Origin of the sequence: Nitrosomonas sp. ANs5, assembly GCF_050584665.1 — a bacterium.
Lineage (GTDB): Bacteria > Pseudomonadota > Gammaproteobacteria > Burkholderiales > Nitrosomonadaceae > Nitrosomonas.
The window spans coordinates 1-24,611 of record NZ_JBEUDO010000016.1 but is presented as its reverse complement, the minus strand read 5'-3'; the positions used below and the strand labels follow the sequence as shown (position 1 = coordinate 24,611).

The following is a 24,611-nucleotide window of genomic DNA, read 5'->3' as shown; positions in this document are numbered from 1 at the left end:
CCATCTTATTGTTGATGGTTCTGCCGTCACCGCAAGCTTTCAAATTAATCTCTTTAGACGTATGAAATTTCTACCCATTTTTACCCTGATCGTGCTGTTCTCTCTATCAACCTCGGCGATAAGTGGCCAGGAAACCACACTGCCGTTCGATAAAATCAAATTACCCCCAGGATTCTCCATCAATGTCTGGGCAGAAGTCCCGGATGCACGCGCCATGACGCTGGGGGACGATGGCACAGTATTCGTCGGCTCGAAATCGGCCGGCAATGTTTACGCCATCACGGAAAAATCAGGCAAACGGCAAGTGCGCGTCATTGCCGATAGACTCAAAATGCCAACCGGTGTCGCGTTCAACGAGGGTGCGTTGTATATCGCAGCGGTCGATAAAATCCTGCGTATCGACAATGTCGAAAATACACTTGATAAGCCTGCAGCGCCGCATATTATAAACGCGGATTATCCAAGCGAGACCATTCATGCGCAGCGCTATATCGCTGCCGGGCCGGATGGCTGGTTGTATGTATCGGTTGGCTCACCCTGCAATGTTTGCGAGGCCGATCCAGCTGAGTTTGCCATTATTTCTCGCATCAGGCCGGATGGTTCGGGGCGCGAGGTATTTGCCCAAGGCGTACGCAACTCGCTGGGTTTCGATTGGCACCCCGTCACCGGGAAAATGTGGTTCACCGATAATAACCGCGACTGGATGGGAGAGGATCTGCCTCCGCATGAGTTGAACCATGCGCCCATGTCAGGCCTGCATTTCGGCTTTCCCTACTGTCATGGAAGTACACTCCTTGATCCCAAATTCGGGGCCAAGCGTGGTTGCGGAAAATCCACACCGCCCGCTGCAGAACTGGATCCTCATGTCACGCCGATGGGTATACGGTTTTATACCGGTGGCATGTTTCCGAAACGCTACCGTAACCAGATCATCATAGCAGAACACGGCTCCTGGAACCGTCGCGAGAAAGTTGGCCATCGACTGCTATTCGTGCAGCTTGAAGCGGATCAGGTTGTCAGCAAGGAAGTTTTTGCCGAAGGCTGGCTGATAGCGGAACAAAACCAGGCTTGGGGAAGCCCGGTGGATGTGCTGGTTATGCCAGATGGCGCATTACTGGTTTCAGACGACATGACGGGTTCAATTTACCGCATTAGCTACGATGATACTGCAATCGGGCAAGATAAAGACAAATGACAGGATCTGTCGCATTGCGTGTTAAATCTGGATCTTGGCAGAATTTTCATAAGGATCTGCCAAGATCTCCAATAAATTCTTGAACCAACAACCGCTCACAAGACCTGCAGCTGTACAAAAAATCCACGCCAGCGATGGCATGGACTGATCATAGACCTCCAAACCGTTTCAAGGAGGATGCAGACTGCCTAAAATAATCAATCATTAGTGTTGTGGTGCGCAAGCGCACCCTACGAGGAAGCCAGGAACGGGCCGATGGTAGGGTGCGCTTGCGCACCGACTGACCACACCAATGCCACTGGCCGAGGAAGAAACTGGCGCCCAATCAGAATTTGCAACCATCTCCTCATAGGAAAGCTGGCTGCAAACCCTGATCAGAAAAATATTACATCGAATGCTGTATCGCGAACAAGCTCAGACCCATCAGCATTTGTGGGAAGATGCCCAGCATGACGACAGCCAGCCCGTTGATACTGATCAGGAGCCGGACATCGGGTTTGAACACGATTGGCTGGGTTATTTCAGGTGTATCGAAATACATGAATTTTATAATGCGCAGATAATAAAACGCACCAATCAGGGACAGCACCACAGCCGAAATCACCAGCCATAAATAACCTGCCTCAAGGGCCGCCTGCAAAACAGACAGTTTCGCATAGAAACCAATCATGGGGGGAATGCCTGCCATCGACAGCATGACGACCATCATGATCAAGGCGACCCAGGAATTTCTCTGATTGAGTCCCTTGAAATCGCTGATCGCATCCGCTTCGAAGCCTTCGCGAGATAGCAGCATGATAATTCCAAAAGCTGCGACCGTCATGAGCACATAGGCAATCACATAAAACATCGCAGCGCTATAGCCATTCTCGTTGATGGCAAGAAAACCCAGCAGCACAAATCCCATATGTGAAATCGTTGAATAAGCCAGCATGCGCTTGATATTGCTCTGGGCGATAGCAGCGATATTCCCCACCGCCATGGAAGCTACCGCCAGCAATGCCAGCATGCCCTGCCAGTCGGCAGCCATTTCTCCCAGCCCTTCGACCAGCAAACGCATGACAAATCCGAATGCTGCCAGTTTGGGGGCTGAGCCAATAAACAGCGTCACTGCCGTGGGCGCACCTTCATAGACGTCCGGCGCCCACATGTGAAATGGCACGGCACTCATTTTGAAACTGATACCGGCCACCACGAAGACCAAACCAATCACTAGCACAGCATGGTCCATCACGCCCGAGCGAATGATGGCCGTAAGCTCGGGTGTGTGCAAGGTACCCGTCGCACCGTAGATCATGGACATGCCATACAGCAGAAAACCGGAAGCCAAGGCGCCCAATACAAAAAATTTCATGGCGGCCTCGGTGGCAATCGATGAATCACGCTGCAGCGCGACCATAGCGTAAAGCGCCAATGACAACAGCTCGAGTCCCAAATACAAAGTCAGGAGATGGCTGGCAGAAACCATCACCATCATGCCGAGCGTGGCAAACAATGCCAGACTGAAAAACTCTCCGCGCAGCAGCCCTCTCTTGCTGATATACACGCGAGAGTAGATCAATACTGTTGCTACCGTTAGATACATCAACAACTTGAGTGTATCGGACAAGGCATCATCAACAAACATGCCGGAAAAAGTATAACTGACCTCGGTAGAGAATGTACTGTAAGTCAACACCGCGGCACCAGCAAGCGCAAACAATGCCAGGAAAAATGCCAAATAGCGATGTTTTTCACCAGCAAACAAATCCGCAAGCATAACCACACACACCATGACCAGTAAGAAAATCTCCGGGTAAGCAGGCGCAAAGTCAGGTGACAGGAAATCCATGAATTGTCCTCAGTTTCCTAAAGGGAATAAATACTTTAATGTTTGAAAAACCGGATTAATACTCTTATAGCTTGGAACGGGCGATATGTTCGAGCAAGTTATCAACAGTGACATGCATCACTTCCGTTAAAGGTAGTGGGTAAACACCCAGGAACAATACCGCCAGTGCCAGTATCGCCAATATTGAAAACTCGCGCCTGGAAATGTCCTGCAATCCTTCCACTTTTTGATTGGCGACTGCGCCAAAAATAACCCGTTTGTACATCCAGAGCGTATAGGCCGCGCCAAAGATCAGCGTCAGGGCAGCGAAGAAGGCATACCAGAAATTAACCTCAATAGACCCCATGATCACCATAAACTCACCGACGAATCCGCTGGTACCGGGTAATCCAGCATTGGCCATCGCAAACAACATGAAAAATGCAGCAAAAACTGGCATTTTGTTTACCACACCACCGTAATCCGAAATCTGGCGAGAATGCATGCGGTCATACAAGACCCCAACACACAAAAACATGGCGCCTGAAATAAAGCCATGGGAAATCATTTGCACCATCGCGCCTTCCAGACCATAGGCATTGAACAGGAAGAAGCCCAGCGTCACAAATCCCATATGCGAAACCGACGAATAGGCTATGAGTTTCTTCATGTCCTGTTGCATCAATGCCACCAAGCCAATATAAACGATCGCAACCAGCGACAGCAGAATCAATAACCAGGCCAGCTCCTGACTGGCATCAGGCGCGATAGGCAAAGAAAATCTCAGAAAACCGTAGCCGCCCAGCTTGAGCAGAATGGCCGCCAGGACCACCGACCCGCCGGTAGGTGCTTCCACGTGCGCGTCCGGTAACCAGGTATGAACCGGCCACATAGGCACCTTGACCGCAAAAGCCAGCATAAAGGCAAGGAAGATCAGAATCTGAGCGGTCATCGGGATCGGAAGCTGATGGTAATCCAGGATCGAGAAACTGCCTTCCGATGTCTGATATAGATAAATCAGTGCTACCAGCATCAATAACGAGCCCAGCAAGGTATAGAGGAAGAACTTGATCGCGGCATATACCCGGTTAGGCCCGCCCCAGACACCGATGATAATAAACATCGGAATCAACGATGCTTCCCAGAAGGTGTAGAACAGTACCGCATCGAGTGATGCAAAGACACCGTTGACGATCCCCGACATGATCAAAAACGCACCCATATACTGTGAAACGCGTTCACGAATGACTTCCCAGCCAGCAATAACGACCAGCGGTGTAGTGAAACAATTCAACAGAATCAATGGCATTGATATGCCATCCACCCCAAGATCGTAAAACACATTGAGCCGTTCGAACCATACACTGCGTTCGGTAAATTGCATCGTGCTAACGGATGGGTCGAAGCCGCCATAAAGCGGGAGTGCCACCAAGAAACCAGCCACAGATCCGGCTAGCGAAAGCCAACGGGTTACCTTCAAATTATGGTCACCCATCACCAGCACAATCAGGCCAAAAATAATTGGCAACCAGATAATCAGACTTAACAGTGGAAATCCAAACAACATGATTTTCTCGTCTCGAATTGCATATCAATGCGTATAAGTTATTCCAAGGATCCAGCCCAGCCGGTTACGGCCATGGCTATCAAAACCCTGGAGCCTAAAAATGGAACAGCCACAGACTCATCAAAATAAAGACACCTACAATCATGCTAAACGCGTAATGGTAGATATACCCGGACTGAAACCGGCGTGCTACGGTCGCAAACCATGCCACCGCACGGGCCGAACCATTCACGAGAAATCCATCGATGAGTTTGGTATCTCCATATTTCCACAATAGGGTACTCAATGCGCGTGATCCACCCGCGAACAACCACGAATAAAGTTCGTCGATGTAATACTTGCGATCGAGCAATGTATAGACAGGACCGGCGATTTTCTTGATCTTGGCGGGTAATTCGGTTTTGTATTGATACAAGAACCAAGCCGTAAATATGCCCGCAATGGCCAGCCAGAAAGGCAGCGTCACGAATGCATGGCCGATCATACCGAAAATACCGGTGTAGGCCTCACCCATTCTGGCCACTACATCATGTTGGGCCTGAACATAGATCACGTCAGCGAAATAATCGCCGAAAAGCATGGGTCCAATGAACCAGCCAGCCACCACTGTCGGTATCGCCAATGCGATCAACGGCAATGTGACCACGCGCGGTGATTCATGCAAATGCTCACGCGTATGGCTATCCATGCGCGGTTGACCGTAGAAGGTCATGAACATCAGGCGGAAAGTATACAAGGCCGTCACGAAAACCGTACTCAGTACACAAAAGTAGGCAAAATCGGCACCGGGGATCTCCGAGAAATGCACCGCTTCAATAATCGCATCCTTGGAAAAGAAGCCCGAAAAACCAGGCACGCCCGCACTCGCCAGCGCCGCGATAAACATGGTAGCAAAAGTGATCGGCATATATTGCTTCAGCCCCCCCATTTTGCGCATATCCTGCTCGTGATGCATGGCGATGATGACCGAGCCAGCGCCCAGAAACAGCAGCGCCTTGAAGAAAGCATGCGTCATCAGGTGAAAAATTGCGACCGAATACGCTGAAGCGCCCAATGCTACAGTCATATAACCCAGCTGCGAGAGTGTGGAAAAAGCCACCACGCGTTTAATATCGTTTTGTACCACCGCAACCAGCGCCATGAACAAGGTTGTGATGCCGCCGATCACCAGGACCGTCGATAAGGCCGTTTCGGAAAATTCAAACAAAGGCGACATGCGTGCCACCATAAAAATACCGGCAGTCACCATGGTTGCCGCATGAATCAGGGCTGAAATGGGCGTAGGGCCCTCCATCGAATCGGGCAGCCAGACATGCAGTGGAAATTGTGCCGACTTACCCATCGCCCCGACAAACAGCAACAGACAGATGACAGTCAGCAGCATCCAGGATTCACCAGGGATAATCTCAATCGACTGCGATGACATATGCCCGGCATGTGAGAAAACCAGCGCATAGTCGAGTGTTCCGAAATGCATGAGCACCAGTCCGATGCCGAGCAGAAAGCCGAAATCACCGACCCGGTTGACGAGGAATGCCTTTAAATTTGCATAAGTAGCAGTCGGGCGGGTGTACCAGAATCCGATCAACAAGTAGGAGACCAATCCCACCGCTTCCCAACCGAAAAACAGTTGCAGGAAATTATTGGACATCACCAGCATCAGCATGGCGAAGGTGAACAGCGAGATATAGCTGAAAAAGCGTTGATAACCCGGATCACCATGCATATAGCCAATCGTATAGATATGCACCATGAGCGAAACCCCGGTCACTACCACCATCATGGTAGCAGTCAGCATATCGATCAGGAAGCCAACCTCAAAGACCGTTTCGCCCGATGTCATCCAAGTATAGACACTACCGTTATAGGTATTTCCCTGGAGTACATCAACAAAAATCACGATCGAGGCGAAGAGCGACAACGCCACCAATGCAATCGTCGTGCGGTGACTCCAGAACAGACCGATCCGCTGTCCAAATAATCCTGCGATGACTGCGCCCAATAAAGGCGCCATCGGAACCAGCAAATAAAGTTTTTCCATCTAAGTTATGAATTAACAGTTTTCGGTTAACAAACGGCCTGTGATAGCAGGCTCAGAGTTATGGATTAGGCTGATGCCTAACCCTTAAGCTCGTTGAGATCATCCACATTGATGGTACGCAAATTCCGGAATAACGCGACTAGAATGGCCAGACCAATTGCCGCTTCCGCCGCCGCGACAGTCAGAATAAAGAACACGAATATCTGTCCGGCCGTATCCTGCAAATAATGTGAAAAGGCCACGAAATTCATATTGACGGCCAGCAGCATCAGCTCGATTGACATCAATAGAATAATGACATTCTTGCGGTTGAGGAAAATGCCGACAACCCCTATGGCAAACAACACTGCGCCAAGCACAAGATAATGTGACAACGATACCAAGACGATTACCTCTTAGGTGGAGTAAATATGAAATGGCCGAAGGTTCTAACCAGCGTTATTATTCTTTCTTCTCGGCTGGCATGGACACGATTCTGATCCGATCATTCCGCCGAACCGCAATTTGTTTGGAAATATTCAGGGATTTCTTATCCGTTCGATGACGCAAGGTTATAGCGATTGCAGCAACCATCGCCACCAGCAGAATCACTGCCGCGAGCTCGAATGCATAAACATATTCGGTATAGATCAAGCGCCCCAATTCCTTGGTATTGCTGTAATCGGCCGCTTTGAGCTCGGGTGCCGGCATATTTTCGGATCCGAACTGCTGGCCCATCAATACCATGCTCATTTCAACCGCCATCACCAAGGCGAGCGCTGCCCCAAACGGAAACCATTTCCAGAATCCCTCGCGCAAGCGATCCAGATTGATATCCAGCATCATCACTACAAACAGAAACAGCACCATGACCGCACCCACGTATACCAGCACCAGCGCGATCGCCAAAAACTCGGCTTCCAGTAACAACCATAATCCGGAAGACGTGACAAAAGCCAGCACCAGCAGTAATGCGGAATGAACCGGATTACGCAAGGTAATCACGCCAAGTGCCGCAATGATCAGCACGCTGGCCAAGCTATAGAAAATAAAATCCTGGAAATTCATGAAATCACTACCATTGGTTTAACGGTAAGGCGCATCCGCGGCCTTGTCTTTAGCAATCTGTTCTTCATAGCGATCTCCTACCGCCAATAGCATTTCCTTGGTATAGGTCAGATCACCGCGAATCTCACCGTGATATTCCAGCACACGGGTCTCGACGATTGCATCGACTGGGCAGGCTTCTTCACAAAAACCGCAAAAGATGCACTTGATCATATCGATATCATAGCGGGTTGTCCGGCGAGTGCTGTCTTCGCGCTGATCGGACTCTATGGTGATCGCCATCGCGGGACAAACCGCCTCGCAAAGCTTGCACGCAATACAACGTTCTTCACCATTAGGATAGCGACGTAAGGCATGCAAACCCCTGAAGCGCGGAGATTGGGGCGTTTTTTCCTCCGGATAATGCACCGTGATTTTAGGCGCAAACAAATATCGCCCAGTAACCTTCATCCCTTTCAGCAATTCAAATAACAGAAAGGACTTAAAAAACTGCTTGATTCGTTCCATCATTCTGTCTCCTCTCAGCTAAACCAGAGATTGAGTGGAAATGCGAGTCTGACTGTCTCCGGCAACTGCATGACCGCACCGATCACGACAATCCAGATCAGGGTGACCGGTATGAAAATCTTCCACCCCAACCGCATAATCTGATCATAGCGGTAGCGGGGAAATGTGGCCCTGAACCAAAGGAAGAAAAACAGCATGAAGCCAATCTTCAACAACAGCCAGATCATGCCTGGAATCAGATTGAACGGCGCGATATCAATCGGGGGCAACCATCCACCCAGAAACATGATACTTGCCAGGGTTGCCACCAGGATCATATTGGCATATTCCGCCAGGAAGAAAACGGTAAATGCCATACCGGAATAATCCACGTGAAACCCGGCCACAATTTCCGACTCACCCTCGGCCACGTCGAAGGGCGCACGATTGGTTTCTGCCACGCCCGAAATGAAATACACCAGAAACATCGGGAACAACGGGATCAAATACCAGTTCAGGAGGCTGCCCCCCTGCTGGCCGGCCACGATATCGCCAAGATTAAGGCTGGATGACATCATCAGCACACATACCAAGGCAAATCCCATTGCCAGCTCATAGGAAACAACCTGTGCCGCGGAACGCATGGCGCCAAGAAAAGCATATTTTGAATTGGACGCCCAACCGGCAATGATCACGCCATACACCCCGAGCGAGGTCATCGCCAGAATATAGAGCAAACCAGCGTTGATATCGGCCAGGACCAGTTCGGGAGAGAACGGTACAACCGCCCAGGCTGCCAGGGCAGGCCCCAGGGTAAGAATCGGAGCCAATAGAAACAGAAACTTGTTCGCACCGGTCGGCACGATGATTTCCTTCATCAGCGCCTTGACTGCATCGGCGATCGGCTGTGCCCAGCCGCGCAACCAAGGAATACCGAAGAAGGTCACCCGATTAGGCCCTACCCGAACTTGCATGTAGGCGATGATTTTCCTTTCGGCAAAGGTGAGATAAGCCACTGCCAACAATAGCGGCGTCACAATTGCCAGGATCAGCATCACATTCTTCACCACCAAATAGAGTGGCGCCCCCCATTCCGGGCCAAATAATTGTTCAAATAATTGTTGCGAGTTATTCATTAACAGATCCCGAGTTTAGACCTTATAATTTTTCCAGCTCAATCTCACCGAACATCGCACCCAACATGACAGTTTGCGGATATGCACAGGCTACCCGCACACAGTTGTCAGGCAGGCTGTCATCGCAGGTTGTGGTCACTTGAATTGCGTGTTCACCTTGTGTAATTCTGACCGCTGCGCCTGCCTGCAGACCCAGCTTGTCGAGCAATGCAGTCGAAAGGAATGCGACCGGCAGCGCTGCATCGCGTGTTGCTTGCAATGACGCAGCACGTCGCACAATCGGATCTGCCTGATAAATCGGTACTTCACCTATTCGCTCGATACTTTTAACAGGATGCTCGACACTGACGGCATACGTGGCGAGCGAATTATTCAAAAGCTGTTCCAGTTGCTGGCTGTCTGGCACAATTTCGGCGCGCACCTGCTCCGATGTCTCATAGTCAAACCCATCCAGTTGCAGCAGATTCCCCAGCACTCGCAACACCTTCCATGCTGGACGTGTCTCGCCCAGCGGTGGCACGACGCCATTGAAACCTTGCAAACGTCCTTCGGTATTGACGAAAGTCCCCGAAGTCTCCGTATAGGGCGCTATCGGCAGAATGACATGCGCGTAGTTGGGCACATTTCCTTGGTAGCTGCTCAGGGAAACGACGAAATCTGCTTTATTCAGAGCCTGTATCGCGCGTTGGGTATCATAACTATCCAGCTCGGGTTCGAGATTCATCAAAATATAACCCTGGCAGCCCTCCTGGGCTGCCGATGCCCACCCGAGCATTTGACCGGCATTCATTCCCGTCGGCGACGATTCGCTATCAGTGGCTGTCTGGGCAGTATTCACCCACGGTATGGCACCTGCTACAAATGCCCCGACACTGTTTGCCGCTTCGCCCAATACGCCAAAGCTGGCGCCAGTCATCGTGGACAATGCTTCCGCCATTGCCAGCAAATCAGCATATTGCGGATGATGCTGCGCGAGATTTCCGAGGAAAATAGCCGCTGGCGCCTGTTCGACCAGACTGGTGGCCATGGCGCGCGCGGTTTCAGACACTTCGATCGATCCAACTGCCGCCTGCGTATTTGCCGGTATGCGCATACCTTTGATTTCAGCCGTCGCTTTCAAAACCTGTGCCAAAACACCTGCCATCGCCGAAGGTGCAACAATGGCACGATGCGCAACCTGGGTGAGCAAATCGTCATTGACCGGATTGATGAGACTCAATTGACCACCCTGCTTGACAGCTTGCCGCATCCGTTGTGCCAGCAATGGATGATCCTTGCGCAAAGTGCTGCCAATGACCAACATCGCCTTCAGTTCCGAAACATTGGCAATCTGCGTGCCCAGCCAGGGAATGCCCGGCATGACCGTATCCGCCCGAAAATCGGATTGACGGACGCGATGATCAATGTTCTGGCTACCCAGTCCGCGCACCAATTTCTGCAGCAGATAAAGCTCTTCCAGCGTGCTATGGGGAGACCCGAGTGCGCCGATACCTTGCTGGCCATGCTTTTCAATCACCTTCTGAATGCCATCCACGGCAAAAGCCAGTGCTTCCTGCCAGTTGCACGCTTGCCATTGCCCGTCACGCTTGATCAAAGGTGTTCTCAAGCGATCTTCCGAATTCAAGCCTTCGTAGGCGAACCGGTCTTTATCCGATAGCCAGCATTCATTAATCGACTCGTTCTCACGCGGCAGCACACGCATGACTCGATTCTGTTTAACCTGGACAACCAGATTGCTGCCCAGCCCACAATGCGGACTGATCGACTTCCGGCGCGACAACTCCCAGGTACGGGCAGAATAACGGAAAGGCTTGCTCACCAATGCGCCCACCGGACACAGATCGATCACATTGCCGGATAATTCCGAATCAACCGTTTTGCCGACAAAAGATAAAATTTCTGAATGCTCTCCGCGACCAGCCATACCCAATTCCATGATCCCGGCGATCTCCTGACCAAAACGCACACAGCGCGTGCAATGGATACAGCGCGTCATGTCGGTCGAAATCAGCGGGCCCAGGTTTTTATTGGTGACGACCCGCTTGGCTTCTTGATAGCGGGAGCCGCTGGAGCCATAGCCTACCGCCAGATCCTGCAGTTGGCATTCGCCCCCCTGATCACAAATGGGGCAATCAAGCGGATGATTGATAAGCAAAAATTCCATGACGCCTTTTTGCGCAGTCACAGCCTGCTGAGACTGCGTCGACACCTTCATGCCGTCCGCAGCGGGTGTGGCGCATGCGGGCAGGGGTTTGGGTGCCTTTTCCACCTCTACCAGACACATCCGGCAATTGGCAGCAATGGATAATTTCTTGTGATAGCAAAAATGCGGTATGTAAATTCCAACCTGTTTGGCAGCATCCATCACGGTACTGCCCTTGGGCACGGCTACCTGCTTACCATCAATTTCAATATTAATCATCGGCCGAAAACTCTCGGATTATTGAACGTCAAATAAAAATACGCACGCATGAAACGGTTCACGCATGACCTACACCATGCATTTTTTATGCTCGATGTGGTAGCTGAATTCATCTCTGAAATGCTGCAACATAGCGCGAACTGGCATGGCTGCCGCATCCCCTAGGGCGCAAATGGTACGGCCCTGAATATTGTCAGCCAGATTATCCAGCAAATCCAAATCTTCAGGACGGCCTTTACCATGCTCGATACGATGAACAATTCGATAAAGCCAGCCGGTGCCCTCGCGGCATGGCGTGCATTGTCCGCAGGACTCTTCGTAGTAAAAATAGGCCAGCCGCTCCAGTGCGCGCACCATACAGGTCGTATCATCCATGATGATTACGGCGCCGGACCCCAGCATAGAGCCGGCTTTGGCGATGGAATCATAATCCATATCCGTTGCCATCATGACATCGCCAGGCAACACTGGCATGGATGACCCGCCGGGAATACAGCCTTTGAGCTTTCTGCCCCCGCGCATGCCCCCAGCCATCTCCAGCAATGTGGTGAAAGGCGTTCCCATCGGAATCTCGTAATTGCCGGGTTTGTTGACATGTCCGGAGACAGAAAATATCTTGGTTCCGCCGTTATTGGGGCGCCCAAGCTGGAGGTATTTCTCTCCGCCGTGACGGATAATCCACGGTACCGAGGCGAAGGTTTCCGTATTGTTAATCGTGGTCGGCTTGCCATACAAACCGAAATTGGCAGGGAACGGTGGCTTGAAGCGAGGCTGGCCTTTTTTGCCTTCTATCGACTCGAGCAAAGCGGTTTCTTCCCCGCAAATGTACGCACCATAGCCGTGATGGTTGTGCAGCTGAAAACTGAAATTCGAACCCAGGATATTGTCACCCAGAAATCCGGCGGCACGGGCCTCTTCGACAGCTTCTTCCATGCGTTCGTAGGTTGCCCAGATTTCGCCGTGGATGTAGTTGTAGCCAGTGCGAATACCCATCGCATAGGCTGCAATCAGCATCCCTTCGATCAGAATGTGCGGGTTGTAACGCATGATATCCCGATCCTTGAAGGTACCCGGCTCGCCCTCATCGGAGTTGCAGACCAGATATTTTTCCCCTTCATACTGGCGCGGCATGAAGCTCCACTTCAAACCTGTCGGGAAGCCGGCACCGCCACGGCCGCGCAATGCGGATTTTTTGACCTCCTCAATCACTTCCTCGGGAGATATTTTCTGGGACAGGATCTTCTTCAGCGCTGCATAACCGTCGCGCTTCAAATAACTTTTCAGTTTCCAGTTATCGGGATCGGCAGGATCAACCCCCGCCATGATCGTCTGAACGGGTTGAGTCATTTATCTAATTCCTCAAGTAACCGGTCTATTTGGTCGTTAGTCATAAAGCTGCACATTTGCTTATTGTTGACCAGCATAACCGGAGCATCGCCACAAGCTCCCATGCATTCACCCTCTTTAAGGGTGAACTTGCCGTCGGCAGTGGTTTCATTGAAATCGATTCCGAGTTTTTGCTTGAGATAGTCTGCTGCCTGGTTCCCGCCCGACAGGGCGCAAGGTAAATTGGTACACACCGTAACTTTGTATTTACCGGCTGGCTGCAAGTTATACATATTGTAGAACGTTGCAACCTCATAGACGGCAATGGGAGGCATGTCCAGGTATTGCGCAACGAAATCCATGGTTTCGGTTGCCAGCCAGCCTTTCTCATCCTGTGCGATGGCTAGGGCAGACATCACCGCAGACTGCTTCTGATCGCTGGGATATTTTGCAATCTCCCGGTCTATTTTTTTCAGGGCTTCAGCACTTAACATTGGTTTACTTATCTGTCTATTTCGCCAAACACGATATCCTGCGTACCGATGACCGCCACCAGATCGGCAATCATATGTCCCCGGGTCATCTCATCCAATGCTGCCAAATGAGCGAAGCCGGGCGCGCGGATCTTCAAGCGATAAGGTTTATTGGCCCCATCGGAGATAATATAAATTCCAAACTCACCTTTAGGATGCTCTACTCCGACATAGGCCTCGCCACGTGGTACATGCATACCCTCGGTGAAAAGTTTGAAGTGATGGATCATTTCTTCCATGTTCTGCTTCATGGAAAGACGAGAAGGTGGCGCAACCTTGTGATTGTCGGTAATCACCGAGCCAGGATTGCTGCGCAGCCAGTCGACACACTGCTTGATAATCCGGTTGGCCTGACGCATCTCTTCCATGCGCACCAGGTAACGATCGTAGCAGTCGCCATTGACGCCTACCGGCACATCGAAATCCACCCGGTCATAAACCTCGTAGGGTTGTTTTTTACGCAAATCCCATTCCACGCCGGAGCCCCGCAACATCGGCCCAGTAAAGCCCAGCGCTTTGGCGCGTTCCGGGCTGACGACACCGATATCAACCAGCCGCTGTTTCCAGATACGGTTATCTGTCAACAACGTTTCGTATTCATCGACATACTTTGGAAACCGGTTGGTAAAATCCTCGATAAAATCCAGCAGCGAACCTTGCCGATTTTCATTACGCTGCCTGGTCGACTTCTCGTCATGTATGCTGGATGGCTGGTAGTACGGCATACTATCCGGCAAATCCCGGTACACGCCACCCGGCCGGTAATAGGCCGCATGCATCCTTGCGCCCGAGACCGCTTCGTAACAATCCATCAAATCCTCTCGATCGCGGAATGTATACAGGAACACGGTCATCGCCCCGACATCCAGCGCGTGACAGCCGAGCCACAGCAGATGATTGAGAATGCGCGTAATTTCGTCGAACATGACGCGAATATATTGCGCCCTCAACGGCACATCAACCTGCAGCAGCTTTTCAATTGCCATCACGTAGGCATGCTCGTTAACCATCATGGACACATAGTCCAGACGATCCATGTAGGGTACTGACTGGACGTAGGTCTTATTTTCGGCCAGTTTTTCTGTCGCCCGATGCAACAATCCGATATGCGGATCGGCGCGCCGGATTACTTCTCCATCCAGCTCCATCACAAGACGCAACACACCATGCGCAGCAGGGTGTTGCGGTCCAAAATTCATGGTGTAATTACGGATTTCAGCCATTTCTTCGGTTACTCCTGCACTTGCAAACCGGTATTCGGTCTACAGTGATTCAATATCTGCGTCATCCCTCATCCCTGCCATACTGCTCTTCGCGAATCACATAAGGGGTTATTTCGCGTGGTTCAATCGTAAGCGGTTGATAAACGACTCGTTTCTGGTCAGGGTCATAACTCATCTCCACATGCCCGGACAATGGGAAATCCTTGCGGAACGGATTACCGATAAACCCGTAGTCGGTAAGAATTCTTCTCAAATCTGGATGGTTGCCGAATACGATGCCGTATAAATCAAAGGCTTCGCGTTCAAACCAGTTGACTGAAGGCCATATGTTTACGACAGAATCGACCATAGGCAATTCGTCATCTTCCACAAAGACCCGCATGCGCAATCTGTAGTTGTGCGTGACCGAGAGCAAGTGATAAACCACAGCGAAGCGCCTGCCTTCCCGACCACGTCCAGCGTGGGTATCAGTGGTATATTCGCTGAAATCGACGCCACATAAATCGATCAACGTTTCGAAGCTCAAATCAGGATGGCTCTGCAGTGTTTGCGCCACACCAAGCAGATCCTCGGGGCGAACTCGAATCGTAAGCTCTCCCAACGCCTGATTGATATCAGCCAACTGATCACCCAATGCCTGCTGCAAAGCAGCAGCAAGTTTCTCAAGACGACTATTTGTCATTTCTGGATTCTAGCGCGCGATAGTATTGGTGCGCTTGATTTTGTTTTGTAATTGAATAATGCCATACAGCAAAGCTTCTGCTGTGGGCGGACAGCCTGGCACATAAATATCGACCGGAACAATACGATCGCACCCTCGCACGACCGAGTAGGAATAATGATAATAGCCGCCTCCGTTCGCGCATGACCCCATGGAAATCACCCATCTGGGTTCGGCCATCTGGTCATAAACCTTGCGTAACGCAGGTGCCATCTTGTTGCACAATGTACCCGCCACAATCATCACATCCGACTGGCGAGGGCTTGGACGAAAAACGATACCGAACCGGTCCAGATCGTAGCGCGATGCACCGGTTTGCATCATCTCCACCGCACAACACGCCAAACCAAACGTCATCGGCCACATTGAGCCCGTACGTCCCCAATTAATCAGGGAATCGAGTTTTGTTGTGACAAACCCCTTGTCAAGCGCACCTTCAATACTCATCACTCAATCCCATTCTAATGCGCCTTTCACCCACTCGTAGATAAAACCCACTACAAGTATGCCGAGAAACACCAGCATGGCAACAAAGCCAAACCAACCTATCTCGTTCAGGACGACCGCCCAGGGAAATAGAAACGCAATTTCCAAATCAAATAAAATAAATAAAATCGCAATCAGGTAATAACGCACATCAAACTTCATGCGCGCATCCTCAAAAGCACCGAATCCACATTCATAAGGAGACAGCTTTTCTGCATCCGGCTTGTTTGGTGCCAGCAGCCAGCCGGCCAGCATTGCCAACACCCCAATCGACAGCCCTATCAGAATAAACAGCAGGATCGGAAAATAATTTCCAAGCATGGTGTCCAACATTTTGATTCCTAATTTAATCGTATCGAGACTTCTTTGATGTGCTTGCTGAGCTTATTGCATTCATTGGTGCCGACGGCGAGAATCGAACTCGCACAGCTTTCGCCACCGCCCCCTCAAGACGGCGTGTCTACCAATTCCACCACGTCGGCATATCACTATCACTTACAGCAGCCTAACCCAAAGAATTATTCCGGGATTTTCCTGACCCGTGAAACGGCATCATCATCTTCGGCTTCCGGTTGCTGCACGCCATCATCCGACTCTCCGGGCACAACCGCTTCGGTTGCATCCAGTTCTATTTTTTGCATCACACTATCAATCTCAACCTGGTCGCCGGAAAAATACGCCAGCGAGAGGCTGGTTATAAAAAACACCGTTGCCGCCATAGCGGTCATCCTGCTCAGGAAATTGGCAGAACCACTCGCGCCAAATACGCTACCCGAGGCGCCGCCACCGAAAGCGGCCCCCATATCGGCCCCTTTTCCCTGCTGCAACATGATTAAGATAATCATCACCGCCGCAGCGATGATATGCAAAGACCAAACAAGTGTTTCCACTATCTCTCACCCTCAATAATTTCTGCGATTACTGCGCCGCCAGACAAATTGAAATAAAATCCTCGGCAATCAGCGATGCGCCACCAATCAGGCCGCCGTCAATATCGGCCATGGCAAACAGTTCATTCGCATTATTTGCCTTGACACTGCCGCCATATAGTATCTGCACCTTTGCGGCGACCGCTTCATCTTTTCCGGCCAGCCTATTACGGATAAATGCGTGCACTTCCTGTGCCTGCTCGGGCGTAGCTGTTTTGCCCGTACCAATTGCCCACACCGGCTCATAGGCAATGACCGATTGTGCAATAGCTTCGATGCCGGCAGTATTAATGACTGCGTCCAGCTGCTCGGCCACCACACGTTCGGTGTCGCTTGCCTCGCGCTGCGCCAGCGTCTCTCCGACGCAAAGAATGGGCGTCAACCCATGTGCCTGCGCGATTCTGAACTTGTCTGCGACCAGCTCGCTGGCTTCGCCATAGTACGCCCGCCGCTCGGAATGCCCCACAATCACGTATCGGCAACCCATATCGGTCAACATACTGGCAGAAACTTCCCCGGTATAGGCACCTTGTTCATGTTGGCTGACATTTTGCGCACCCCAGGCAACATGTGTAGCGTTCAGCAATGCACCCGCCTGCGCTAAATATGGGAAAGGCACGCAGACAGCGCAGCTTGCATTCTGCAGCGCACTTGTCCCCGCGACGACCTTTGCCAGCAAGGCCTCGTTCTGCTCCAGGTTTCCGTGCATTTTCCAGTTACCTGCCACCAGCCCTGCGCGCGCCATTTTCTCTCCAATCAAATCAAGTCTGTAAAACCCGAGGATCCTACCCGTGAATCGGGGTTGCGTCAATGCCTGCATGCCCCAAGTTCTGTCGAGATGCTGCGCGTAATGCCAAAATATAATAAAATAGCGGGCTGGTTATTTTATAAAGTACGCTTTTGTTTTTAAGGCCAACATGAAAAAACTCGTTCTCCTGCGACATGGAGAAAGCACTTGGAATCAAGAAAATCGTTTCACAGGCTGGACAGATGTAGATTTGACGCCCAAAGGCATCGAAGAAGCCAAAACCGCTGGCAAACTGCTGCGCGATCACGGTTTCGCCTTCGATATCGCCCACACCTCCGTTCTCAAGCGTGCGATTCGCACACTCTGGATTACCCTCGATGAAATGGACAGGATGTGGACACCTGTTGAACTCAACTGGCGACTCAACGAACGCCATTATGGCGCACTGCAAGGCCTGAACAAGGCAGAAACTGCCCAACAATACGGCGACGAGCAAGTCCTGATCTGGCGACGCAGCTACGACACGCAACCCCCAGCAATCACAGCCGAGGATGAGCGCTACCCCGGATTCGATCCGCGCTACCAGAACCTGGCGAAAAACGAAATCCCGCTCTCCGAAAGCCTCAAGGACACAGTCGCGCGCTTCCTGCCTTATTGGGATCAGACCATTGCGCCGCAAATTCGATCCGGACAAAATGTCATCATCGTCGCACATGGCAACTCCCTGCGCGCTTTGATCAAGCATCTCGACCAGATCTCCGATCAGGATATTCTGAATTACAATATTCCGACTGGCATCCCTTTGATATACGAGCTCGATGATGACTTGAAACCCATACAAAACTACTATCTGGGCGATACGACAGCAGTCGAACAAGCCATGTCCACAGTCGTCAACCAGGGCAAGGTCAAGGCCTGATCCATCGCCCTCCAGAGGCGAGGCGCGCGGTATGTTTTTATATACAATCCGGAACCATCCCCTGGCCAAGCAATATCGATGCGCCCTGCCCCCTGCCAATGGCAACCATTCGGCTCGCGCAGGGCACGGCCAAACATGCGACAGTGATAAATCAGCCACTATTTGAACGTCGTATCGGCTGGCACTGCTCGGAATCATGCATAATGAAACGCCGCCTGTGTCTGCTCAGAAGCATATAATGTTTTGCAATCGGGCTTTCGTCCATATTTAAGCGTGAATCGAATCATATGATCCATGAAATACACGACCACCATCCGGCTGCAGATGCCCAATATTAATACTGTCATCCGGGTTGCGGGCAAACCCTACCGGATAGCCCACTTAATCCAACCATTAGCCCTATAACAAAGTGCGACTGCTGCCCCAAGCCTTCTCGCTACTGCTATTGCTGAACCTGTGCTGCCTCCTCTCGCCTGCTGTCGCGCAATCCAATCAGGACAATAAGAAGCAGCTTCGGGATCTACAGGGACGCATTTCAACCCTGCAGAAGGATTTAGCGCAGAAAGAAACCTCCAAAAATGAGGCCGCCGATGCGCTCCGTGATTCCGAGCGGGCGATCAGTGACATTCAGCGCCAACTCGTCAAGCTTGCCAAGCAGCAACAAAACATTCAAGCGCAACTGGCCCAACTGCAGGCGCAATCCACGCAGCTCGAACAGCAGGTCAAGCTTAAGCAGGAACAACTTGGCAAATTAATCTATCATCAGCACCTAACAGGGCGCGAAGAGCATTTGCCGTTACTGCTCAAGCAGCAGGATCCGAATGCAATCATGCGCAAGCTGCATTACTACGGTTACCTGGTTCGCGCACGCTCAGAGCATATTGACACCCTGCGTGACCAGATGCTTGAACTCGATGCCCTGACCAGGGAGAGTCTCGCCAAACAACAGAAACTGGAACGCATACAGCAAGCCCAGCTCAGCCAAAAGACCCGGCTCGAACAGGAAAAAACCAAGCGGGCAACGTTACTGGCCAAGCTCTCTGAAACAATCGAACTACAGCGCAACGAAATTACCAAACTCAGGCAGGATGAACAGCGCCTGACCGAGCTGATTGAGCAAATTAACAAGCTGCTGGCTCAAAGAAAAGCCGCCGCCGCATCAGCCCGGCAAAGCAGCAAATCTCCCCACCTGCGCAACCAACAGCTCCCCGATGCCAGCAAGCAACGCGGTGCGTTCGCATCCCTCAAAGGCAAACTTCGCCTACCCGTGCGCGGGGAACTTGTCAACCGCTTCGGCAGTCCACGTGAAGGCAGTGTCAAGTGGAAAGGCTTGTTCATCCGCGCTCGTGGCGGAAACGAGGTCAAGGCGATTGCGAACGGCCGGGTTGTATTCGCCGACTGGCTTCGTGGTTTTGGCAATCTGCTGATAGTGGACCACGGTAGTGACTATATGAGCCTCTACGGCAACAATGAAGCGATTTACAAACGCGTGGGCGACAAGGTCAAAACCGGTGATACCATTGCAGTAGTCGGAAATAGCGGAGGCAATACAGAAACCGGTCTATACTTTGAATTGAGATATCAGGGCAAACCATTTGACCCATTGACCTGGGCAAAAATAGAATGATCCGGTGAATTCATTAACAATCCATGAGTCCAATGAACATTGAATATAACCAGCACACTCACACTCGGAATTTTCCAAAAGATACCCAGCGCGGAGCCAATACAATGCGTAATTTCATGAAAAAAACCAGTTTAATTTTTGTCGGTGTGGTCGTCGGAATCATGGTCAGCCTCAATTTCTCTGCCATAGCCGACAAACAAATCAGGGATGAACTACACACCCTCCCGATCGAGGAATTGCGTGCATTTTCTCAAGTTTTCGGTCGCATCAAGAGCGACTATGTCGAACCGGTAGAAGACAAGAAACTGATTACCGAAGCGATCAACGGCATGCTCGTAGGACTGGATCCACATTCAGCCTACCTGGATACTGAAGAATACAAGGAACTGCAAATCGGCACCCAAGGCGAATTTGGCGGCCTGGGCATTCAGGTCACCATGGAAGATGGTCTGGTCAAAGTCATTTCGCCCATCGAGGACACACCCGCCTTTCGGGCCGGCATCAAAACCGGCGACCTGATCATCAAGATCGACAGTACCGCGGTCAAAGGCATGACCCTCAGCGACGCAATCAAACGCATGCGCGGCAAGCCAGACACCTCCATCGAGCTGACCATCGTGCGCGAAGGCGAAACCGAGCCACTGACATTTGAACTGGTTCGCGCCATCATCAAAATCGAAAGCGTCAAATCCAAGCTGGTCGAACCCGGTTACGGCTACGTACGCATCACCCAATTCCAGGAGCGCACGGGAGAGAACTTGGCAGAAGCCATCACCAAGCTCTACCAGGAAAGCCAGATCCCCATGAAAGGCCTGATACTGGATTTACGCAGTGATCCGGGCGGACTGTTGAATAGCGCGGTTGCCGTGTCGGCAGCTTTCCTACCAAGCGACGCACTGGTGGTATACACCGAAGGCCGGACCAGTGACGCTAAAATGCAGCTGCGCGCCAGCCCGGAATACTATCTGCGCAGCTCCGGCAGGGATTTTCTGGCGAATTTACCAGCCGATATCAAAACCATCCCCATGATCACACTGGTGGATGGCGGCTCTGCCTCAGCTTCGGAAATTGTCGCTGGCGCCCTGCAGGATCACAAACGGTCTATCGTCATGGGATCGCAAACCTTTGGCAAGGGATCGGTCCAGACCATCCTGCCGCTCGGCAACAACACTGCCATTAAACTGACCACGGCACGCTACTATACGCCCAATGGCCAGTCGATCCAGGCCAAAGGCATCACGCCGGATATCCTGGACGAAGAAACCAACAGCAACTCGCGCCTATTGCGTGAAGCTGACCTGAACCGTCATTTGAGCAACGGCAAGGAAGACGAAAAAGCGGTAACCAAAAAAGCCGACAAACCGTCTGCCAGCAAGTCGCCCAAGGAAAAACACGACAAGAAAAAGGACGGTCCGATGGAGTTTGGCTCCAGCGACGATCACCTGCTGGTCAGAGCAATCGACCACTTGAAGTCGCTTATCCAGGAACCGGAAATCCAGACCAGCGAGGCGCAAGGCTGATTCAGCACTGGCAACCAGGGAGCAGGGATAGAGGCTTATCGTGAATGATCGACAGCTATTGCGCTACAGCCGCCATCTCCTACTCCCAGAAATCGATCTCGCCGGCCAGGAAAAACTGATGCACGCCAGCGTCCTGATCGTGGGCGCTGGCGGGCTGGGCTCACCGGCAGCCCTTTATCTTGCCGCCAGCGGTATTGGCAAATTGGTCATCTGCGATCATGACCGGGTCGACCTGACCAACCTGCAACGGCAAATCCTGCATGAAACCGCTGCCATCGGCAGATTGAAAGCCGATTCCGCCCAAGACACCCTACGGCGCATCAATCCCGACATCCAGATCGTTTCCCTACCGCAACGCGCCTCCATCGGCCTGCTGACTAAGGAAGTCTACGAAGTCGATGCCGTAGTGGATGCCTGCGATAACTTCCCAACCCGCCATGCAATCAACCAAGTTTGCCTGAAATACCGCAAACCTTTGATATCCGGCGCAGTCATGCGTTTTGACGGACAAGTTACCGTCTTTGACCTGCGTCAGCAGGAAAGCCCCTGCTACCACTGTCTGTTCCCGGAATCGGGGGAAAGCGAGGATCCCAACTGCGCCCTCATGGGCGTCTTCTCGCCGCTGGCCGGCATCATTGGCTGCATGCAGGCGGCCGAGACCATCAAAGTGTTAATCGGCATGGGCGAAACACTCAATGGCCGTCTCCTGCTCCTGAATGGACTCAACATGCAATGGCGTTCCCTCAAACTGCAAAAAGATCCCGCCTGCCCAGCCTGTGGTCCGAACCGCCCCCGGCGCGGCCAGGTTGCCGTTCAATCGTTGTAGGGTGCGCCTGCGCACCATCCAGCCGATGTTAAATTACAATCGTCCGGAAAAAGCCTGACTTCGTGCTTTCCAGCTTCGTGCATGATGAGCATGTGCCACGGTGATAATCCATCATCGAATTTATGGTACGCGAGTACACCCCTGATGACTGCCCGGTCCCGCCCGCCTCAGGAAGCATGAAACTGCAATGCCGCCAGACGCGCATACAATTCGTTGGTCGCCATCAGCTCGGCATGCGTGCCAAGCGCCTGCAACCGTCCATGCTGCAGCAGCGCAATACGGTCAGATGACATGACCGTGCTCAAGCGATGCGCGATCACAATCGTCGTCCGGTCGGCACTCAATCTAGCCAGTGCCTGCTGCACCCAGTATTCGCTCTGTGCATCCAGCGCACTGGTTGCCTCGTCCAACAGCAAAATCGGCGCATCGGCCAGAATCGCGCGCGCGATCGCCAGCCGCTGCTTCTGTCCACCCGATAAACCCAGACCGGCATCCCCCAGCCGGGTTTGATAACCCTGAGGCAGGGCCTGAATGAAATCATGCGCAAATGCAGCTTTGGCCGCTGCCTCCACGGCCGCATCGCTGGCATCCGGGCAGGCATAACGCAGATTCTCCCCGATGGTGCCGTGAAACAAGGCCGGGTGTTGCGAGACCAGCGCAAAGCAACGGCGCAGCGCCACCAGATCGAGCTGCCGGATATCCACGCCCTCAAGCATGATGCAACCGGACTGGACATCGAAAAAACGCAGCAGCAAATCAAACAGAGTCGATTTGCCCGCACCCGAAGGCCCGACCAGCGCCAGTGTTTCGCCTGGGCGCACAGATAACGAAAAATGATCGGTCACCAGAACTTCCGGCCTAGAAGGATAAGCGAAGCACACCTGCTCGAAGGCGATATAGCCCACCACCGGCGGCAATGGCTGCGGATGCAACGGTGAGCGGATCTGGTTCGGCGCTTCCAGCAGCTCCATCGTCCGTTCGGCCGCCCCGGCCGCACGCTGCAATTCGCCATACACCTCGGATATCGAACCGACCGCCGACCCGACAATAATACTGTAGAACACAAACGCTGCCAGCTCACCGCCGCTGATCTCACCCGCGATCACGTCCATGCCCCCCACCCACAGCATCATGCCGATCGCGCCGAACACCAGCACAATCACCACACCGATCAGCCTGGCGCGCTGCAAGGTGCGCTCGCGAGCCATAGCGAACGCATCCTCCACATGCTGGTCGAAACGCATTTTGTCCATTGCCTGATGGTTATATGCCTGAACAGTCTTGATCTGCCCCAGCACCTCGCCCACATAGGCGCCCACTGCCGCCACCCGGTCCTGGCTCTGGCGCGACAATGCCCGCACGCGCCGGCCGAACAGCATGATCGGCACAATCACCAAGGGGATGCTGAGCATCACAATGGCAGTCAACTTGGCATTGGTAATGAACAGCCAGATCACCCCGCCTGCCAGCATGATCAGGTTGCGCAATGCCACCGATACCGAAGATCCCACCACCGACTGCAGCAAAGTCATGTCCGCAGTCAGGCGCGACTGGATCTCCAGACTGCGGTTGGCCTCGAAGAATCCCGGATGCAGCTCGACCAGGTGCGCGAAAACCTGACGCCGAATATCCGCAATCACCCGCTCACCCAGCCAGGTCACCCAGTAATAACGCGTGAACGTGCCCAGCGCCAGCAACCCGACCAACAATAAAAAAATTAGCACATACTGGGTCAGCAAGGCAGGCGATTGGGTGGCAAAACCACGATCGATCAACAACCTGATACCTTGCCCGATCGACAACGTAATCCCGGCAGTCAACAACAACGCGAACAAACTGAAAACAAGCGGCCCTTTGTAAGGCGCGACATAAGCAGCCATCTTCCTGACAGCTTGCCAGCGGCGACTGGTAATAAACAGATTCTTGATCATTCAGGCAGGAAAGATTGAAACGACGATTGTGATGGATGCCACTAAATTATTTTGGGCTCGGCCTGTTCGAATACTCGCACAGACAGATTTGAAATCAAATACCAGGCATCGAATTATC

The 24,611-nt window shown here is 52.1% G+C and carries 22 protein-coding genes and 1 tRNA gene; 5 read left to right on the top strand and 18 right to left on the bottom strand.

The annotated features are described in order from the left end of the window. The first annotated feature begins 61 nt into the window (after nucleotides 1–61). Nucleotides 62–1,195, top strand: coding sequence for a PQQ-dependent sugar dehydrogenase (locus tag ABTW62_RS05740; RefSeq protein ID WP_430903633.1), 1,134 nt, complete (start codon nucleotides 62–64; stop codon nucleotides 1,193–1,195). A 385-nt stretch (nucleotides 1,196–1,580) separates the two neighbouring features. Here the strand turns inward: ABTW62_RS05740 and nuoN are convergent, their stop codons facing one another. The 17 genes from nuoN to tpiA all read right to left on the bottom strand — a co-directional run bounded on the left by nuoN (nucleotide 1,581) and on the right by tpiA (nucleotide 17,667). Beyond that, nucleotides 1,581–3,026, bottom strand: coding sequence for an NADH-quinone oxidoreductase subunit NuoN (gene nuoN / locus ABTW62_RS05735; RefSeq protein ID WP_430903632.1), 1,446 nt, complete (start codon nucleotides 3,024–3,026; stop codon nucleotides 1,581–1,583). Between the two features lie 64 nt (nucleotides 3,027–3,090). Then, the gene (locus ABTW62_RS05730; protein ID WP_430903631.1) at nucleotides 3,091–4,572 is read right to left on the bottom strand and encodes an NADH-quinone oxidoreductase subunit M; all 1,482 of its coding nucleotides are present in this window, start codon (nucleotides 4,570–4,572) and stop codon (nucleotides 3,091–3,093) included. Between the two features lie 94 nt (nucleotides 4,573–4,666). Further along, a complete protein-coding gene (gene nuoL / locus ABTW62_RS05725; protein WP_430903630.1) occupies nucleotides 4,667–6,613 on the bottom strand; it encodes an NADH-quinone oxidoreductase subunit L in 1,947 nt (648 codons plus the stop codon). 77 nt (nucleotides 6,614–6,690) lie between these two features. Beyond that, complete coding sequence (gene nuoK / locus ABTW62_RS05720; protein ID WP_430903629.1) at nucleotides 6,691–6,996, bottom strand: NADH-quinone oxidoreductase subunit NuoK; 306 nt, start codon at nucleotides 6,994–6,996, stop codon at nucleotides 6,691–6,693. 58 nt (nucleotides 6,997–7,054) lie between these two features. Then, on the bottom strand, nucleotides 7,055–7,660 hold the full coding sequence (locus ABTW62_RS05715) for an NADH-quinone oxidoreductase subunit J (RefSeq protein ID WP_430903628.1): 606 nt from the start codon (nucleotides 7,658–7,660) through the stop codon (nucleotides 7,055–7,057). Between the two features lie 18 nt (nucleotides 7,661–7,678). Then, nucleotides 7,679–8,167, bottom strand: coding sequence for an NADH-quinone oxidoreductase subunit NuoI (gene nuoI / locus ABTW62_RS05710; protein WP_430903661.1), 489 nt, complete (start codon nucleotides 8,165–8,167; stop codon nucleotides 7,679–7,681). A gap of 14 nt (nucleotides 8,168–8,181) precedes the next feature. Beyond that, on the bottom strand, nucleotides 8,182–9,282 hold the full coding sequence (gene nuoH, locus ABTW62_RS05705) for an NADH-quinone oxidoreductase subunit NuoH (protein ID WP_430903627.1): 1,101 nt from the start codon (nucleotides 9,280–9,282) through the stop codon (nucleotides 8,182–8,184). A gap of 22 nt (nucleotides 9,283–9,304) precedes the next feature. Beyond that, entirely contained in the window at nucleotides 9,305–11,704 is a 2,400-nt protein-coding gene (gene nuoG / locus ABTW62_RS05700) for an NADH-quinone oxidoreductase subunit NuoG (RefSeq protein ID WP_430903626.1), read from the bottom strand. 69 nt (nucleotides 11,705–11,773) lie between these two features. Further along, nucleotides 11,774–13,051: an NADH-quinone oxidoreductase subunit NuoF gene (gene nuoF / locus ABTW62_RS05695; RefSeq protein WP_430903624.1), complete on the bottom strand. Its 1,278-nt coding sequence runs from the start codon at nucleotides 13,049–13,051 to the stop codon at nucleotides 11,774–11,776. Beyond that, the gene (gene nuoE, locus ABTW62_RS05690) at nucleotides 13,048–13,524 is read right to left on the bottom strand and encodes an NADH-quinone oxidoreductase subunit NuoE (RefSeq protein WP_430903623.1); all 477 of its coding nucleotides are present in this window, start codon (nucleotides 13,522–13,524) and stop codon (nucleotides 13,048–13,050) included. The genes nuoF and nuoE overlap by 4 nt, the downstream gene beginning before the upstream one ends. Before the next feature lie 8 nt (nucleotides 13,525–13,532). Further along, nucleotides 13,533–14,786 carry an NADH-quinone oxidoreductase subunit D gene (locus ABTW62_RS05685; protein ID WP_430903622.1) on the bottom strand — a complete coding sequence of 418 codons (1,254 nt, stop codon included), beginning with the start codon at nucleotides 14,784–14,786 and terminating at the stop codon, nucleotides 13,533–13,535. A gap of 61 nt (nucleotides 14,787–14,847) precedes the next feature. Continuing rightward, nucleotides 14,848–15,468, bottom strand: coding sequence for an NADH-quinone oxidoreductase subunit C (locus ABTW62_RS05680; protein WP_430903621.1), 621 nt, complete (start codon nucleotides 15,466–15,468; stop codon nucleotides 14,848–14,850). Nucleotides 15,469–15,477: 9 nt separating this feature from the next. Then, complete coding sequence (locus tag ABTW62_RS05675) at nucleotides 15,478–15,954, bottom strand: NuoB/complex I 20 kDa subunit family protein (protein WP_430903619.1); 477 nt, start codon at nucleotides 15,952–15,954, stop codon at nucleotides 15,478–15,480. Nucleotides 15,955–15,957: 3 nt separating this feature from the next. Continuing rightward, nucleotides 15,958–16,314, bottom strand: a complete 357-nt coding sequence (locus tag ABTW62_RS05670) for an NADH-quinone oxidoreductase subunit A (protein ID WP_430903660.1) — start codon at nucleotides 16,312–16,314, stop codon at nucleotides 15,958–15,960. A 76-nt stretch (nucleotides 16,315–16,390) separates the two neighbouring features. Beyond that, a tRNA-Leu gene (locus ABTW62_RS05665) sits at nucleotides 16,391–16,475 on the bottom strand. A gap of 36 nt (nucleotides 16,476–16,511) precedes the next feature. Continuing rightward, nucleotides 16,512–16,883, bottom strand: a complete 372-nt coding sequence (gene secG / locus ABTW62_RS05660; protein WP_430903618.1) for a preprotein translocase subunit SecG — start codon at nucleotides 16,881–16,883, stop codon at nucleotides 16,512–16,514. 28 nt (nucleotides 16,884–16,911) lie between these two features. Then, nucleotides 16,912–17,667: a triose-phosphate isomerase gene (gene tpiA / locus ABTW62_RS05655; RefSeq protein ID WP_430903617.1), complete on the bottom strand. Its 756-nt coding sequence runs from the start codon at nucleotides 17,665–17,667 to the stop codon at nucleotides 16,912–16,914. Nucleotides 17,668–17,839: 172 nt separating this feature from the next. Between tpiA and gpmA the strand changes: the two genes are divergently transcribed. The 4 genes from gpmA (at nucleotide 17,840) to ABTW62_RS05635 (ending at nucleotide 22,562) form a co-directional block, all read left to right on the top strand. Then, nucleotides 17,840–18,589, top strand: a complete 750-nt coding sequence (gpmA, locus tag ABTW62_RS05650; RefSeq protein ID WP_430903615.1) for a 2,3-diphosphoglycerate-dependent phosphoglycerate mutase — start codon at nucleotides 17,840–17,842, stop codon at nucleotides 18,587–18,589. A 409-nt stretch (nucleotides 18,590–18,998) separates the two neighbouring features. Further along, a complete protein-coding gene (locus ABTW62_RS05645; protein ID WP_430903614.1) occupies nucleotides 18,999–20,216 on the top strand; it encodes a murein hydrolase activator EnvC family protein in 1,218 nt (405 codons plus the stop codon). A gap of 104 nt (nucleotides 20,217–20,320) precedes the next feature. Then, nucleotides 20,321–21,736, top strand: a complete 1,416-nt coding sequence (locus tag ABTW62_RS05640; RefSeq protein ID WP_430903613.1) for a S41 family peptidase — start codon at nucleotides 20,321–20,323, stop codon at nucleotides 21,734–21,736. A 40-nt stretch (nucleotides 21,737–21,776) separates the two neighbouring features. Further along, on the top strand, nucleotides 21,777–22,562 hold the full coding sequence (locus ABTW62_RS05635; protein ID WP_430903612.1) for a HesA/MoeB/ThiF family protein: 786 nt from the start codon (nucleotides 21,777–21,779) through the stop codon (nucleotides 22,560–22,562). Nucleotides 22,563–22,729: 167 nt separating this feature from the next. On the opposite strand, the gene ABTW62_RS05630 is transcribed toward ABTW62_RS05635, so the two are convergent. Further along, the gene (locus ABTW62_RS05630) at nucleotides 22,730–24,493 is read right to left on the bottom strand and encodes an ABC transporter transmembrane domain-containing protein (RefSeq protein WP_430903610.1); all 1,764 of its coding nucleotides are present in this window, start codon (nucleotides 24,491–24,493) and stop codon (nucleotides 22,730–22,732) included. Nucleotides 24,494–24,611 lie beyond the last annotated feature (118 nt).